The organism is Planococcus daihaiensis (assembly GCF_049262615.1).
GTDB lineage: Bacteria > Bacillota > Bacilli > Bacillales_A > Planococcaceae > Planococcus.
The window spans coordinates 2,431,377-2,447,131 of record NZ_CP175504.1 but is presented as its reverse complement, the minus strand read 5'-3'; the positions used below and the strand labels follow the sequence as shown (position 1 = coordinate 2,447,131).

Annotated in this window: 19 protein-coding genes; 9 read left to right on the top strand and 10 right to left on the bottom strand. The window is 47.4% G+C overall.

The annotated features are described in order from the left end of the window. The first annotated feature begins 118 nt into the window (after positions 1-118). On the top strand, positions 119-1,147 hold the full coding sequence (locus tag DHX103_RS12040) for an NADP-dependent oxidoreductase (protein WP_422122522.1): 1,029 nt from the start codon (positions 119-121) through the stop codon (positions 1,145-1,147). 257 nt (positions 1,148-1,404) lie between these two features. Further along, positions 1,405-1,584, top strand: coding sequence for a hypothetical protein (locus DHX103_RS12035; RefSeq protein WP_422122521.1), 180 nt, complete (start codon positions 1,405-1,407; stop codon positions 1,582-1,584). 130 nt (positions 1,585-1,714) lie between these two features. Here the strand turns inward: DHX103_RS12035 and DHX103_RS12030 are convergent, their stop codons facing one another. The 7 genes from DHX103_RS12030 to DHX103_RS12000 form a co-directional block, all read right to left on the bottom strand. Continuing rightward, positions 1,715-2,266, bottom strand: a complete 552-nt coding sequence (locus DHX103_RS12030; protein WP_422124768.1) for a DUF1697 domain-containing protein — start codon at positions 2,264-2,266, stop codon at positions 1,715-1,717. Positions 2,267-2,292: 26 nt separating this feature from the next. Continuing rightward, the gene (locus tag DHX103_RS12025) at positions 2,293-3,081 is read right to left on the bottom strand and encodes an SAM-dependent methyltransferase (protein WP_422122520.1); all 789 of its coding nucleotides are present in this window, start codon (positions 3,079-3,081) and stop codon (positions 2,293-2,295) included. Positions 3,082-3,313: 232 nt separating this feature from the next. Beyond that, positions 3,314-3,535 (bottom strand): hypothetical protein, encoded by a 222-nt coding sequence (locus DHX103_RS12020; RefSeq protein WP_422122519.1) that lies wholly within the window; start codon positions 3,533-3,535, stop codon positions 3,314-3,316. A gap of 79 nt (positions 3,536-3,614) precedes the next feature. Continuing rightward, positions 3,615-4,586, bottom strand: a complete 972-nt coding sequence (locus DHX103_RS12015; protein WP_422122518.1) for an SPFH domain-containing protein — start codon at positions 4,584-4,586, stop codon at positions 3,615-3,617. 33 nt (positions 4,587-4,619) lie between these two features. After that, positions 4,620-5,399: a TPM domain-containing protein gene (locus tag DHX103_RS12010; RefSeq protein ID WP_422122517.1), complete on the bottom strand. Its 780-nt coding sequence runs from the start codon at positions 5,397-5,399 to the stop codon at positions 4,620-4,622. Next, complete coding sequence (locus DHX103_RS12005) at positions 5,396-6,424, bottom strand: TFIIB-type zinc ribbon-containing protein (RefSeq protein ID WP_422122516.1); 1,029 nt, start codon at positions 6,422-6,424, stop codon at positions 5,396-5,398. Before DHX103_RS12005 ends, DHX103_RS12010 begins: the two co-directional genes overlap by 4 nt. A gap of 48 nt (positions 6,425-6,472) precedes the next feature. Further along, the gene (locus DHX103_RS12000; protein ID WP_422122515.1) at positions 6,473-7,189 is read right to left on the bottom strand and encodes a PspA/IM30 family protein; all 717 of its coding nucleotides are present in this window, start codon (positions 7,187-7,189) and stop codon (positions 6,473-6,475) included. Positions 7,190-7,616: 427 nt separating this feature from the next. On the opposite strand from DHX103_RS12000, the gene DHX103_RS11995 reads away from it, so the two are divergent. The 6 genes from DHX103_RS11995 (at position 7,617) to DHX103_RS11970 (ending at position 12,178) form a co-directional block, all read left to right on the top strand. Further along, positions 7,617-8,177, top strand: a complete 561-nt coding sequence (locus DHX103_RS11995; protein WP_422122514.1) for a DUF4256 domain-containing protein — start codon at positions 7,617-7,619, stop codon at positions 8,175-8,177. Between the two features lie 264 nt (positions 8,178-8,441). Next, positions 8,442-9,614, top strand: coding sequence for a DUF2157 domain-containing protein (locus DHX103_RS11990; RefSeq protein ID WP_422122513.1), 1,173 nt, complete (start codon positions 8,442-8,444; stop codon positions 9,612-9,614). After that, the gene (locus DHX103_RS11985; RefSeq protein WP_422122512.1) at positions 9,611-10,063 is read left to right on the top strand and encodes a GDYXXLXY domain-containing protein; all 453 of its coding nucleotides are present in this window, start codon (positions 9,611-9,613) and stop codon (positions 10,061-10,063) included. The genes DHX103_RS11990 and DHX103_RS11985 overlap by 4 nt, the downstream gene beginning before the upstream one ends. A gap of 156 nt (positions 10,064-10,219) precedes the next feature. Beyond that, positions 10,220-10,594 (top strand): GntR family transcriptional regulator, encoded by a 375-nt coding sequence (locus tag DHX103_RS11980; protein WP_422122511.1) that lies wholly within the window; start codon positions 10,220-10,222, stop codon positions 10,592-10,594. After that, the gene (locus tag DHX103_RS11975) at positions 10,594-11,466 is read left to right on the top strand and encodes an ATP-binding cassette domain-containing protein (protein ID WP_422122510.1); all 873 of its coding nucleotides are present in this window, start codon (positions 10,594-10,596) and stop codon (positions 11,464-11,466) included. The genes DHX103_RS11980 and DHX103_RS11975 overlap by 1 nt, the downstream gene beginning before the upstream one ends. A gap of 1 nt (position 11,467) precedes the next feature. Further along, positions 11,468-12,178: a hypothetical protein gene (locus DHX103_RS11970; RefSeq protein WP_422122509.1), complete on the top strand. Its 711-nt coding sequence runs from the start codon at positions 11,468-11,470 to the stop codon at positions 12,176-12,178. A 65-nt stretch (positions 12,179-12,243) separates the two neighbouring features. On the opposite strand, the gene DHX103_RS11965 is transcribed toward DHX103_RS11970, so the two are convergent. The 3 genes from DHX103_RS11965 to DHX103_RS11955 all read right to left on the bottom strand — a co-directional run bounded on the left by DHX103_RS11965 (position 12,244) and on the right by DHX103_RS11955 (position 13,443). Next, on the bottom strand, positions 12,244-12,615 hold the full coding sequence (locus DHX103_RS11965) for an iron chaperone (RefSeq protein ID WP_422122508.1): 372 nt from the start codon (positions 12,613-12,615) through the stop codon (positions 12,244-12,246). 14 nt (positions 12,616-12,629) lie between these two features. Next, positions 12,630-13,142 (bottom strand): hypothetical protein, encoded by a 513-nt coding sequence (locus DHX103_RS11960; protein WP_422122507.1) that lies wholly within the window; start codon positions 13,140-13,142, stop codon positions 12,630-12,632. Positions 13,143-13,281: 139 nt separating this feature from the next. Continuing rightward, positions 13,282-13,443, bottom strand: a complete 162-nt coding sequence (locus tag DHX103_RS11955; protein WP_422122506.1) for a hypothetical protein — start codon at positions 13,441-13,443, stop codon at positions 13,282-13,284. Positions 13,444-13,640: 197 nt separating this feature from the next. On the opposite strand from DHX103_RS11955, the gene DHX103_RS11950 reads away from it, so the two are divergent. Next, positions 13,641-15,740 carry an MMPL family transporter gene (locus DHX103_RS11950; RefSeq protein ID WP_422122505.1) on the top strand — a complete coding sequence of 700 codons (2,100 nt, stop codon included), beginning with the start codon at positions 13,641-13,643 and terminating at the stop codon, positions 15,738-15,740. Positions 15,741-15,755 lie beyond the last annotated feature (15 nt).

Sequence of the window (15,755 nt, the reverse complement as noted above, 5' to 3'; positions counted from 1 at the left end):
TCAAAATAGCATACACACCCAGCCACTACAAGAATTCTCGCTTGCAGGCTCCAATTTTTGATTCCATTGTTTTACAATGGTACGCTTTTTGCGAATAGAACTTTGAGGAGGAATTTACATGACACCGAAAACATATAAAGAAATCCACTTGGCGAATCGCCCGGAAGGCACACCGGCAAACGAAGATTTCGCTTTTGTCGAAAAGGAAATCGCATCACCTGGAGAAGGTGAAGTGCTGCTGAAAACTTTATACCTGTCAGTCGATCCATATATGCGCGGCCGCATGAGAGATGTGAAATCCTATGTCGCGCCGTTCGCATTGAACGAAGCGATTTCGGGAGGCGTTCTGGCTGAAGTGGTCGAATCGAACTCCGAGCTGCTGCAAAGGGGCGACATCGTCAACGGAACATTGAAATGGGCTGAATACACGATTACAAAAGCAGACAAAGTCCAAAAAGTTGACCCAACAATTGCGCCGATCACAACGCGCCTCGGCATTCTCGGCTTGACCGGTCTCACCGCCTATTTTGGCTTACTTGATATCGGCAAACCGCAGCCCGGCGAAACGGTCGTTGTTTCCGGTGCCGCTGGAGCAGTCGGCTCTGTCGTTGGACAGATTGCCAAATTGAAAGGTGCACGCGCAGTCGGCATTGCCGGTTCGCAGGAAAAAATCGATTACCTGATCAACGAACTTGGCTTTGACGCCGCTGTGAATTACAAATCAGACAGCTTCAATGAGGATCTGAAGGATGCCTTGCCTGACGGCGTTGATGTCTATTTCGACAATGTCGGCGGCGAAGTCTCGGATGCCGTGATTTGGGAACTGAACAGAAACGCCCGTGTTGTCGTATGCGGAACAATTTCTTCCTATAATAAATCGGATAGCGACATCGGGCCGCGCATCCAGTGGAAATTCATCACGACAAGCTCGATGATGAAAGGCTTCACTCTCGGCGATTACGCTTCCCACTTCAAAACAGGAGCAACGGATCTTGGCAAATGGCTGCAGGAAGGCAAATTGAAATACGAAGAAACGATTATCGAAGGCTTCGAGAATACGCCGAAAGCATTTCTCGGATTATTCGAAGGCACAAATCTCGGCAAACAATTGGTGAAAGTAGCGGATCCAGAATTCGCGAAACTGTAACCTCAAGCTTTCAGGAGCCCTCGCAATCGCGGGGGCTCCTTCTTTTATGCGCCAACTATACTCGAAAAAACGTTTTAATTTCACAGGACAGTAACTCCTTAATTTTCCATCAAATGACTAAAGAAGAATGGCTATACCAGTAAATCTGTTGAGCCTTAGGTACGATTTCGATGTTCCAGGAAGCAAAATCGTTTCACTTCCTTTTTGCCCGGGTATTTTAACAATGTACAAAAAACCATTGAAAGGATGAATGAGCAATGGCTTTTAAAGACAAGTTCAACAAAGTAAAAGATAAAGTGACAAAAAAAGGTGAGACTCATCTCGACGACCATGGCAATGAATATAAAGACAAAGGCACAGATTATGTCAATGAAAACAAAGATGGCTGGAAAGACCGCGTGACAGGCTCAGGGGACAAAACGAAAGAACATAAATGATTGCAGCCGAACGCCATTGGAAAAATAGCACCTCACTATAGGATATAAAACTAAAAGCCCGTCCCCTGTTTCGCAGGTGACGGGCTTTCTGGTTTTATATGTGAAAGCTTATGTTCTCGCAAACTGTTCTTTATCCCCCGACTTCCATCTCCTCCATCAAGCCGAGCAGCTTCCTCACGGTATTGACGTTTCGGATGGTCACCAGTTTATATAATGCCGTTCCCACTACTTTCGACATGCCGCTCCTCGTGACATCGGCTTTATCGACTGACCATAGAATGGCCCCTGGCACATATTTCACCCGATCGATATCCGGTTTTATAACCAGCTGATTCAGTACAGAATCTCCGTCCACTTCCGGCCACAAAAACCAGACATCGCTTTTCATGTCATTGTTGTTTGACCAGTCATTCGGTATGCTTTCGGCAATCCGCTGGAAACCGTCGAAGCCGTACACCAGCACCTTTATCTTCAAATCGAAGTGAGTCAGGATTGCCTGTTCCAAAATGGCGGGCAGCTCTTCAGTCCTGCGATGGCTGTCTGCAAAAATGATATTTCCGGAATTGATATAAGTTTTGACCGAAGTCATTCCAGTCTCTTCAAATACACCTTTCAACTCTTTCATATCCACTTTGTTTTTCCCGCCGACATTAATTCCACGCAACAGCGCAACATAGATCAGAGCGGCCACTCCTTCCTGCTTTTATTTTATTCCGCGACCAGCACAACACTGTTCAAGCTTTCCACCGCTTCCGCTTCCAGCAGCGCATAAAGGCTATTCGCCAGCGACTGGACCCGCCGCGGAGTGCCGGTGAATTCAGAACGGACACTTTTCGCGTAACCCACTTCCCATGCACCGTCCTGCAAATAACCGGCAGCAACGACGGCGGTTCGCTTCACCGTCCACCCCGCTTCCTCAAGCATGGAGTGCAATTGATGTGAATCGAACACGTGCTGAATATTGCCTTCATTTTCAATAAATTCACTGTATAGTGCCAGAATGGCAGTAGCGGCAAAATGTGGCCGTTGCCCCATGCGTGTAAAATGGAGATCCCATTCGGCGATGCAAATGCGGTCTGCCATGCGGCGCAACTTTTTCAAATAAGTCAGCAGCTGCTCAGGATCACGGAAATACCAGGAGCAATGGGACAGAATTGCCACATCAAATTTTTCTTCCGGCAAATCGAGCAGATCTGTATCGAGTTTGAATGTCACCCGGCTCCCGAGTGCCGAAGCGGCAATCGTTTCGGTCGCTTCCCCGAGTGTAATCGGCGCTCCGTAAGACGGATCTGCGATGTCCACCGCGAGCACATGGCCCGTTTCCCCGACAGCATCGGCCAGTGCGACCGTTGTATCTCCCTGGCCGCAGCCCACTTCAAGAACGCGCATCCCTTCTTTCAATTGAAATGATTTCACCAGCGATATGCGATGTCTCAATTGCGTACGCTGAATCGTGTCGTCTCCGATAATTTTCATGCTTGCCAGTAATTTGTCCAAATGACTACCTCCTGATTGTCCGGCTGATTAAGAGCGTTTCAGCACGAGTATACAAAAAATGGATACTTTCATTTCAGTTTAGCACATCAAAATAGGAGAGATGGAAAATGATCAATTACACGGACAAAGTTTTCATCACCGGCGGTGGCCAATCGTATAAATACTGAACACAATAAAAAAGCGATGCCTCTTCCCGAAACGGGTGGAAGACATCGCTTTTTTTCACGCAATATTATTCATTTTTACGAGCGTTATTCGGACGTTCGTCCGCTGCTTTTTTGGAATACTCTTTTGCATCTTCCTGTTGATCTCTGCCTTTTTCTTCTCCGTAGGCAGTTGCTTCGTTATCGCCGTCAAAAGCATCTTTCGCTTTGTTGATGGCTTTATCAATCCCGGATTCTCGGGCACCTACCTGCTTTTCGGGTGTTCGCCCCGCTGTCCCTTTTCTGGCCATTGAAATCCCTCCTGGTAAAAATCATTTACTCACAGTTTACCCGGTGGTGCGGATTCTACACTTATTTTCATCATGCAATTCACGCCAGCTTCTGACCACAGTTCGGACAGAACTTAGCGCCATCCACTTTCTGGCCGCAATTCGGGCAGAAATTCGGGGCTTTGCCGCCGGAACCGCCAGCTTCTTTCTTCGATTCACCGCCGCCGTCACTCGAATCTTTTTGGTCGTCCATCATTTCCTTCGCGATGTTCATGCCCATCATCATACCGGCCATATCGGACGCCGTATTCGATCCCGAAGATTTGCCCATCGCATCGGCGACAGACAATTGCTGGTATCTCGATACGTCGCCCACCATGCCATGGGATGCATTTTTATTGATCATATCCTGGATTTCCTTCGGATAATTAAAACTCATGATCTGGAAGCCGGTGATTTTCATGCCGTCGTCCATGATTTGCATATCGAGATCGTCCTGGATGCCTTTTGCGATATCGTGGGCGTTGGCCTGGAGATTGAACATATCCTTGCCTTCTTTTGGAATCCACTTCATCAGCAATTGATCCAGCACAGCCGTGATGCGGATTTTCACATCTTCAACCATATAGCTCGTACGCACACCCGCAATTTTGTCGATCAGGTTGATGTAATCGTTGACCTTAAATTGGAACGTTCCGTTTGCGCGGATCGGCATGCCGCCGGGAAGGCCCGGTGCCGGGATATTGATCGGATTTTGCGTCCCCCAGCGGACGACGAATTCCTTCGTGTTGACGAACAGCACTTCGACGCGCATGCCGCTGTTGAAGCCGAAACGGAACCCTTTCAATGTCGACAGGAATGGCACGATTTCGGATGCGATATCGTATTCGCCATCTTCTTCAAAAATGCCTTCGATTTTGCCGTTATTGAGGAAAATCGCATCCTGTCCAGGGCGGATGATCAGTCGACTGCCTTTTTTGACTTCTTTATTGGCCCATTTATAAAAAATCATGTCTTCGCGGAATTCTTCCCATTCCACAACATCTGCAAATTGATTGCCGAAAAACACCATATTGTTCAGTCCTTCCTTTATGTCAATAATCCCTTAGAAACCTCTGCCGCCCCCACTGAAGGATCGGCCACCGCCGGTCATGCCGCCGCCTCCGAAGCCCCCGCCGCTATTATCTTTTTTAGGAATTTTACGTCTGGTGACGGTTTTATTGCGGAAACGATCTGAATCCCTTGTGACGCGCGTATGGTCCCGGTCGATGTACGTTGCCGGCGTCGTTGTAACGCGGCCGCCCGAATTATACAGCATTGAACCGACGATGCCACCGCCGAGCAGCAATGCCACCGCTGCATGGAACCATGTCTTCAGGAAAAAGCTTTCGGGATTGACGCCCGGCCGGTATTCCATATAACGGTCAGCGGATGACACTGTTTCACGGAATGCACCGGCATACTCCCCGTCCACCATATATGGCTCGACCCGGTCGAGCACCAGTTCCACGCGTTCATTGTCTAGACGTGTTTCCGCCGTACCAAATCCGGCCACATAAAATTCGCGGCTGCCCATGTCAATGGTCATTACGACGGCATTCTCCTGGCCGCTGGCGTCTGCCAGGTCGTCAAAAAAGTCGCCCATATACATTTCAAACGTCTGTCCGTCCATGCTGTCGGTTGTCAGCAACAGAAAATCCGCTCCTTGTTCCTGGCTCTTTTCCGCCGCGTAGGCCTCGAGGTCACTGATTTCCTGCTCACTCAGCAGCCCCGCCTCATCGTAAATACGCTGATCAATTTGGGCAAAGACGATTGGTCCATTCACCAACAACAGAATGGGAAGCAATAAAAACAGGAATAACGGTTTCAATTTGAGTAAGCTCACCAAAGAACACCTCCCACCATATAGGAGATGGCTTTCAAGACCGCAAATGTTGACACCGCGATGCCGGTGAACCAGGCGGCCACTTTGCCCCCGCTGATTGGCGGCTTGCCGACCACTTTGCCGGTCTGGCCGTTCATCGCAAAAGTGTGTTCCTTATTTTCGAAATCGTAATAGACCATCCACACCGGAAATAAGGTGTAATAGACTTTTTTCTTATTGGCGTTGATCTGTTTGTTTGTATAGCTGACGGTGGAATAGCCGGTCACCGTGCTGCCGATATAGGAATCGATATACGGTACGATTTTCGATTCCACACGGGAAAACAGCTCATTGTCGTCGTAATCGTATTTCTCCGCAAGATAACCCGCAAGATATGGCATGCGGAAATCCTTCAAATCACTGTAATCATACGGCTCCAGCTTATCCATCAGCTCATCGTCCATTTTTTCGGAGGCATCCGCCGGCACCTTCAAGTAACTCAAATCGATTTCACGGTAGACGTCGTAAAAATCGGTTTCCGTGATTATAGTATCGCCTTGCTGATAGCTGCGTACGTGGGTGCCGATTGCCGCCACTTCGGCATTGCCGTCAATGTCATAAAGCCAAAATGGCACATACATGCCGGTCATTTTCTTGATCCGGTCGCCGGTCATAAACCCTCTGGGCGTCAACCGGCCGTTTTTCGTCCATTTCCGGAAAGCTGCGACGGCTTCGTCTTTGGTGATTGTGAACGGAATCACTTTCGCCGGTGCGAGGTCGCCCGTCAAGCGATCTGCGAGAAGCACCGGTGCCCCGCAAAAGCTGCAGTTGGTTGCGGTCGTTTCGGCTTCTGTCAGCAGCACAGCTCCGCAGTTTTCACAATGATATTCCTTTGCTTCATCAGGAGCGAATTTCTGCAGAATATTTTCTTCGGGAAACGTCTCGATATCATCCTGCCGTCCGCAGTTTGGACAGCTTAAATTGCCGGAGGTGGCATCGAACGCCATGTCCGAGCCACAGTTCGGGCATTTATAATGAATGACCAACCTGTCCGCCTCCCTTCAGCGCAAAATTTCTCGTCCTCTTGCTTCCCATTATTCGCTTTTATTGACTTGGGATTTCAGCGCTGCCAATTCATCATCAACATTGGCACCTGATTTCAGTGATTCCAACTCGTCATCCACACTCGAATCGCTGTCGTATTTTTTTGCCAGATCCTGGACAGAGTCTCTTGAGCTCTTGTTCAACTCGGACATTGCATTTGCTTCATCCAGCTGCTGGTTGATTTTCTTTTCCATTGCATCAAACGCTGAAATCCGTTCTCCGGCACCACCCATCGAGGAATTGAATTCGTTCATGCGGCTCTGCGTTTTAGCGACGGAAGCTTTACCCTTAAGTTCTGCACGGCGCGACTCAAGTTCACCGATGTCCTCTTCCAGCTTATCGTGCATCTGACGCATCTGTTGTGTATTGGCCGCTGCCATCTCGACTGCCGTGTGAAGCCCCTGTTCACGCTCAGTGAGTTCCGCTTTGCGCTGCAAAAATTTCCGGGCATCGTCTTCGTTGCCGGATTCCAGTGCCTTGACTGCATAGCGCTGCATATCGCCAATTTCTTTTTGCACATCCGCCAACTCGCGGCGCTCACGTTTTTCCGCTGCCATAATTGCTGCCGTTTCCGATTTCACTTTGCCAAGGTCGCTGTTCAAATCACGTAAATACTGGTCGATCATTTTTTCCGGATCTTCCGCCTGGTCCAGCATCGCATGAATATTGCTCGTCATAATATCTCTGAAGCGTTTTAAGATTTCCATCATCATTCTCCTCATCGTTTTATTCCCGCTGTGCGGGGATTCAGTATTAAAATCAAAGTACCCTTTCCGGCCGGGCATTAATCCTGAAAATCTCTGTGGTGGACGAATCGGGCAATCTCCTTCTATATATAAGAGCTTCTTCATGCCGCAAGATTTTCCTGCATTCATCGAACTTGCGTGTTCCAACTTAAAAGATTTCTTTGATCAGACGGAAAATTCCTTTTGGAATAAAAAGCAGTAATTCCCCGGCCACCACCAAAAAGTCCGCAATCCACCCGCGATCTCTTTTCTTTCGAAGCTCCTTTGTCATCCCGCTCACCAGCCTTTGTCATTTTTCAATTTTACGTTTTTCTGAGGCAAAAGGTTTCATTATTTCATGTATATACTTAAACTAAGAATAAATTACTTATTGAGGAGGAAAACACTGATGGCCAAAAAGGAATTGTCTCCTGAACAAAAAGAGGAATTGCTCGGCAAACTGAAAGCGCGTTTCGAGAAGAATATGAATCGCCATGAAGGTGTCGAGTGGAACGAACTGCAGGAGAAGCTGGAAGCGAATCCAGATAAACTGTGGTCACTGTTACAAATGGAGGAAACGGGCGGCGAACCCGATGTTGTGGTTTTGGAGCCGCATAATGACAATTATGTTTTTTATGATTGTTCGCCCGAAACGCCGAAAGGCCGCCGCAGTCTTTGTTATGACCGGGAAGCCTGGGAAGCGCGGAAGAAATTCAAACCGGAAAATACCGTCATGGATATGGCAGCTGAGATGGGCATCGAAGTCATTTCAGAAGATGAGTATCGTGCGCTCCACACGTTGGGTGAGTTTGACCGCAAAACATCAAGCTGGGTGCTGACACCTGAAAACATTCGCGAACACGGTGGTGCAATTTTCTGCGATTACCGTTATGGCCAGGTTTTCACCTACCATAATGGTGCTGATTCGTATTATGCCAGCCGCGGGTTTCGCGGGTCATTGCGGGTTTAGCAGTTAAAGAAATAATAGGATTCATCCCTTGATTCATCCACCAAAAAAAAAGGATTATCTAAACCAATTGATTTTGAGTCAATTGGTTTTTCTATTGCTGGAAAAGGAACTCCCTCCTGTCTGAGAATCCTTCTACCCCACTATTTATAGGCCCATTTTCACTCGCATTGAGGGTCTAAAAATTTCTATCATTTGCCCTATCTATAATCTATCTATTCAGTCAACTGAGGATTATAATGAAGGTAAGATTGAGGAGGTGCCATTATGGATCTGGAACGAAAATTAAGTCAATGGCGCAATGAGGGGTTGATCGATCAAACGGCCAGTGACCGTATTCTGGCGTTTGAAAAGGGACAGCCCCAAAAGAGGAAGATTCCGTTGTTATTGGTGATTGGGCTCATTTTCTTCGCCCTCGCGGTATTCAGCTTTATCGCGGCCAATTGGCAGGCGATACCGGAATTGATGAAAGTCGCTTTGGTTGTTATATTGATGTGGATTTTTTATGTGCTCGCTTATTTTTCCGAAAAGAAACATTTTGGACAGCCGGTCATTTTCAGGCTTCTCGGTCTGGCGATGTTCGGCGCAACAATTCTTGTCACTGCACAGACTTTCCATTTTAATCTTTCCAATTCTGTGCTGCCATGGGCTATTTTCATCACAGCTCTCGCCCATTATTTCACCTGGCGCCATATGGCTTATGCAATCATTGCATTTGTTTTTGGTGCCAACACCCTTATTTCATTTATACCATTTACGGGTTGGATTGAATGGAGCATCTTCATTTTGATAACGCTCGCCTGGTTTTATTTCAGCAAAGATGCCGCACCGAAAATATTCAGTTGGATGCTCTTGTTCTTCTCGGGTCTGCTGATGTGGGATCTGGTCACTTATCACAGTCCGTTTTGGCCGATTTGGACACTGTTCGTGCTGGTGCTCCTGCTGTTCCTTATCCCAGCCGATACTCGACGCCTGATTTCACCGCTCTACCTGATATTCGGTGCCATCATGCTGGTCGTCTATCTGGCGGTCCGCGGAGAAACGGATATGTCGCTTGTCGACCTGAACTGGCCGGAGTCGATCGCACTCGCTGTGACCGGTCTTGCCGTGCTGGCGCTGACTTTCCTGAAATTCAAGAGCATTATGTGGATTTCCATTCTCGGGGCAATGGGCTTGCTGCTGTTTGACGAGACAGCGATTGCACTGGCGATTGTTGCGGAACTCAGTGCCCTCGCGTACCTGGTCATCGCACAAAGAGAAGATAAACCACTCGCCCCCGGTTTCGTCTATTTCGTCATCGTCCAATTTGTGATTTACGTCATCTATGCCTGGGAACGGCTTGATATGTCGCTGTTCTTCCTGATTGGCGCACTTCTATTGTTTGCTTTGTCCGGCGCCGGCTGGTGGCTGAACCGCAGGAAAGAAGGTGCAGCAACATGAAATCAAAAGCTTGGTTATTGCCAATTCTCTTAACCGTTTTCATCGTGGTTCTAGTTGCCGCTTTTTATGCCGCCTCCTGGTTCGGGGAGCAATATACGTTAAGGGCAGAACCTTTTGATCCGTTCGACCCTTTTTACGGAGAATACGTCATGCTGCAATATCCCGATTTGAATACGCAGGGCAGCTCTTTTGAGGGCCCGGTTTATTTCACCTTGAAAGAAGGTCCTGATGGTTTTGCCGTTATTGATCGGATTGAAGATGAACCGTTCTTCGGAGCGATCAGCGGGTCTTCATTCGGCAACCGGATCACTGCACCACAGCTCGAACAATTTTATGTCGAGCAGGGACGCGGACCTGAACTGGAACAAGCCGTTGATCTGCAAGTGACCATTGATGTTGCACCTTGGGGATTCATTCGCCCCATCAGTTTGGACGTGCGGGAAGAGTAATACAATTTGAAACCTAAAAACCTTCATCAGAAAGATTGATGAAGGTTTTTTTTATTTGAAATGAAGCTTCGGGGATTGACAAATAAAAGATACGGATATATGGTTATACACATAAGTATATAACCGTTATACCCAAAGTGGCAGGAGGTGTTTCTATTGAGCAATGTTCTTGATTCGAATAAACCAATTTTCACACAGATCCGTGAATTGATCGAAGACCAGATCGTGAATGACCAATTAAAAGAAGGTGAACAGGCACCATCAACAAATCAGCTGGTCAATTTCTATAAGATCAACCACGCGACCGTTTCAAAAGGCATCAACCAGTTGGTGGAAGAAGGAATCTTATTCAAGAAAAGAGGGATTGGCATGTTTGTGGCAGACGGAGCCAAAGGAACGTTAGTCAACCAGCGCAAAAGAGCGTTTGTCGATAATTACGTCAGAGGGCTTGTGCAGGAAGCTGAAAAGCTGGGGATTACCGAAGAGGAAATAATCCAATTGATAAAAAACACGAAAGGAAATGAAGGATGATGGCTGACAAAATCAACTTGCAAAACATCACATTGCGATTCAAGAAATTCGAAGCATTAAAAGACATTACCCTGACATTGGAAGCCGGGAAAATCCACGGGCTGATCGGACGAAACGGAGCCGGAAAAACTTCCCTGCTGTCGCTGATTGCCGCTTTTCGTAAACCGACGCTCGGGGAAGTAACAATTGACGATGAACCCGTATTTGAAAATCAGGATAAAATGCAGCAGGTCATGTTCGTCTATGATAAAAGTTACGCTGAGGAATACGATAAAATTCCGGCCATGCTGGAGTTTGTGGAACGGCGCCGTCCAAATTACGACAAGGACTACGCCGATTATCTGCTGAAACGCTTTAAGCTCCCGCTTGATAAGCCGGTTCATAAATTATCCAAAGGGATGCAATCGGCGATGAATGCAGTCATGGGTTTGGCAAGCCGAGCTCCGATTACAATTTTCGACGAAGCGTACCTCGGCATGGACGCACCGACCCGTGAAATCTTCTATCAGGAAATTCTTGCGGACCAGGCGGAACATCCACGGACTTTCATCCTGTCCACGCACCTTGTCTCGGAAATGGATTATCTTTTTGACAATGTCGTCATCATCGATCAGGGCCGATTGATTCTGAACGAAGATTATGAAACTCTCACTGCACGCGGCGCATCAATAACAGGTACAGCTGACCAAATCGATGATTTCACTTCCGGCATGAAAATACTGAATGAGCAAAAACTGGGCGGAACGAAAAATGTCATGGTCTATGGCGTTCTGGATGAACAACGGATATCCGCTGCCAGGCAGCAAGGCCTCGACATCGGTCCCGTCTCGCTGCAGGACCTGTTCATCCACTTAACAGAGGAGGAACAATAATATGAAACAAAAAAAGTTCAATCCAAAAGTTGCTTTCGACATCTTTTACGAGCAATTCAAATGGAGTATATGGTTTTTAGGTATACTTGCCGCCGTCCATGTCATTGTGCTGTTTTTCAACACAAATAATCAGAATCTGATCGTCGGTTTTTTTGAATTCTCCCGCTACTCAACTGCAATTTTCATGCTGGTATGTGGCATTATGGCTGTATACGTGTTCGTTACATCCCATGTGCAGCAGGGCGTTACCAGAAAAGATGTCTATTTGGGCATTGCCAGCTCCGCATTGGGTTTGGCGCTCTTCCTTACTTTGATCGCGCTTGTTCTGAACGGCATCGAGTTTTTGCTTACCGAATACACGGCATTGCCGTTTAACTTCACTTCGTTTGGCTCCAGTTCAGAGTGGCTGCTGGAAACAGCTATCTATGTGCTGAATATTTTCACCTGCTACCTTGTCGGCTGGCTGATCGGCGTCGGCTATTACCGCTTCGGTTGGATCATCGGTTTTCTGTTTATCGCTGCGGCAATCATTGCCCTCAGCCTGAATGGCTATTTCTGGGGAGAGAATGACATCAACACAGCAATTCCCTGGATCCCTAATATTCCAGCGGACCCCGCCCCTGCCATTGCAATCACCGGCTCACTGGTCCTGATTGCTACTTTACTTGCAGTGATGCGGCTGTTGACAAAACGTATGGCAATAAAAATGTAGAAAACCCAAACAGAACCGCCAGCCTCTCGGAAGAGAAGCCGGCGGTTCTGTTATTACAATTATTCTTATTCCCGCCAAAACGTCGGGCAGTCTGCCTTATCCTTAATATTGAACTCGATCATCTTTTCAAGCAGTTCATAATCCACCGGGCTCTTCCACTTGATGCGGAACAATTCTTTCGTGTGCTCGTAGCCTGCCTGCTCGATGTCTTTTTCAAAACGTGCCATCGCCGCCTGTTCCGGTGCGACCGACATGTGCTTCTTAGCAACACTGAAACCGATGATGTATGTGCCGTGATCCGTGAACATCGGCTGGTTCCATTTGAGTACCGGCTCGAGATGCGGGTAGGTTTTCGCTGTCCACGCCAACACTTCCTCAGTCCGGTCCCGCTGGCTCGGATCGTCAATTCCCTGCAAAAACTCCTCGAAAATTTTCATATTTTCGCTCCTTTTTAAATTCTGCTTTTCCTTTTTATCAATGTTATCAAGACACCCGCTATTATCGCAACCACTGGAATTGCTACCAGAACCATGATAACCGTGTTATCCGATGCGCCGTCGACTGCTTCAACATCCTGTAAAGTGAGTTCTTCCTTGTCAGCAAAATATTCATCAGCCAAATCCGTGTTATGGGTGGTTGGCGAACACAGCGGATGAATCCATTTCTCCCCTTCTTTATCAAGGAAGAACAGATATGTCGCGTTCTCCTGGCTTTCTCCCCATGTAACGTCTTCGGTAACGGTGATCGTTGTTTCGTTTACACCTTTAAAACTCTTTTCGACCTCAATCGTCAGCTTTTTACGCGTAGAATTGCTGTCAATATTTCCCACTTTCCCAATCAGCACAGCGTCATATTCATCATAAGCAACGTCGGGTGGTGGAGGTTCCACACAGGATAAGGCAAAGCTTTTGCCGGGAATCAGGAATAAAGAGGTGAGAAACACGAGAATAAGTACTTTCTTCATTACTGGACTCCCCCTTTATTCATTGGACGTTCCGGCATTTCCAAAGTTACAACCAGTAGCTCAAGCTGCTGATATAGCTTAAACCAATAAAAACCCGCAGCCGGGAGTATCCGGCATACGGGTGGAAATCGAGTTCATTCTATTTTTTGGCGTCTTTCTTTTCCTCATTATTATCGTTATCCGTGTCTTGGAGTTCTTCCGCGGAAAGGTTGATATCTGCTTTGTAGTCGCTGGCTTCCTGTCTCAGTTCCAAGTCACGCTGGTGCGTCTGCAGTTCATCTTTGTTCTTGTCTTTTGCCAATCCAATCCCTCCTCTTTCATGTTATCTATCTATTCCCGATAGCAGGAGACTAAAACGGAATAGCAGGATTTCTTTTTTATTCCTTTTACACTCCCCCTCAACGTTCATCTCTTTGCCACCAAAAATTGATATTCAATTTATATTCGCCCGTTATGCTGGGGTGGAAACAGTATGAGACAGAAAGAGGAGTGGCATATATGAACAGATTTTTAAACCCGATCACCGACTGGGTCTCAACAAAACGGGGCGTGTGGATTACGATTATCCTTTGGTTCGTTGTAATGATCGGGCTCAGTATGGGACCAACCCTGAATGATTACAAAGTGGCGAATTTTCAATCGCTGCCGGATGATGCCGAGTCGATCATCGCGGATCAGAAATTGAAGGAATATTTCCCGGATGACCAGGGAACTCCCGGCATTCTTGTTTTCCATAATACCGATAGCGACGTCGAAGTCGAAAGGGTTCAGGAAATCCTGGCTGCCATAAATGCAGACAATATCGAAGGCATTGATTCGATAGTCGACATCAGCCAGCTGCCGCCGCAAGCACTGGAAGGTTTTTACTCGGAAGATGGCACGACGATGATTGTGCCGATGACGCTTGAAGCCGGTCTTGGCAGCGCGGATTTTTCTGAAATCAATGACCGTGCCAGTGAAATCGGCAGTGATATTGCCGCATCTTCCGCTAGTATGGAATTTTATATCACCGGACCGGCGGGCATTGCCGGTGACACAGTGAAACTGTTTGAAGAAGCGGATTTCGTTTTATTGATCGCAACTGTGCTAATTATCTTGGTGCTGCTCATCGTCATTTACCGTTCGCCGCTGCTGGCAATCATTCCCCTGTTGGCGACGGGAATCGTCTATCAGGTCGTCAACCAGACACTAGCGTTCATGGGTGCCGGTGGCCTTGAATTGACCAGCCAGACCACATCGATCATGAGCATTCTATTGTTTGCGGCGGTCATCGATTATTCGCTGTTCGTGTTCTCCCGTTACCGCGAAGAATTAAATCATTACGAAAGCAAACACGAAGCGATGAAATATGCAATGCACGCCACGGGTGAACCGGTGTTCTTTGCCGGTGGTACAGTGCTTGCCGCGATGCTGATCCTGTTTTTTGCGGATTTCCGTGATTACGCCAATTTTGCGCCGATTTTCGGTACGGCTGTTTTCATTATCATGATTGCTTCTGTAACCTTGATCCCAGCATTATTCACGTTATTCGGTCGCAAGGCATTCTGGCCGAAAGTTCCGAAGTTTGGTGATAAAAAAGAAGTCAAACACGGCATCTGGGGACCGGTGGCGAAGTTTGTCGTCAACAAGCCGGTGTTGTCCGGCGGGCTTGTAACGTTATTGCTCGTTGTTTCGGCTCTCAATATTTTCAATCTCGAATTTGAATTTGAGACGGTAAAATCGTTCCCGGACGATATGCCTTCCCTTGTTGGCTATGAAATTGTCGAACAAAAATTCGATAAAGGGGAAATTGCGCCTTCTACATTGCTTGTTGTCGGTGCTGAACCGATTACAGAAGAAGCGGCCGCCGCTCTATCCGAAGAGTTGACCGCTTACGATGAAATCGCCTCTGCCCGTTTGTCGGGTGCAACAGATGAAGGAGAAACTGTGAAATACAGCATTGCATTGGCACTCAATCCGTACTCGACAGAAGCGCTCGATTTCATAGAACAGCTGCGCGATGACATTGCGCAATTGCTTGAAAGCTCTTCTGTCGAAGGCGAAACCTATTTCGGCGGCATCACACCGAAACTGGTCGACGAACGCACAGTCAACAATTCAGACATCTACAAGATTGTCATTCTTGAAACCTTGCTGATCCTGGTATTGCTGTTTGCCCTGACACGGTCATGGAAGATGCCGATTTATATGATGGGTACAATTCTTCTGTCTTATTTATCCGCACTTGGCCTTGGCGTGTTCCTGGTGGATGTCTTGTTCGGCTTTGATGCAATCAGCACCCGCGTTCCTGTCTATGCGTTTATCTTCCTCGTGGCACTCGGCATCGATTACAATATCATTCTGGTTTCGCGTTTTATGGAAGAACGTAAATCGCAGAAGGTCAAAGACGCGCTTGAAATCGCCATCACCCACACAGGCGGCGTAATTTCTTCCGCAGGGATCATCCTGGCAGCGACATTTGCTGCATTGATGACGATGCCGATCGCTGATTTGTTCATCTTCGGCTTTATTGTATCCATCGGAATCCTGATTGATACGTTCCTCGTGCGTGGTTTGCTGCTGCCTGCGTTGATATTGTTTTTTGAAAAAGACAAGTAAACCCTGCATACTGGA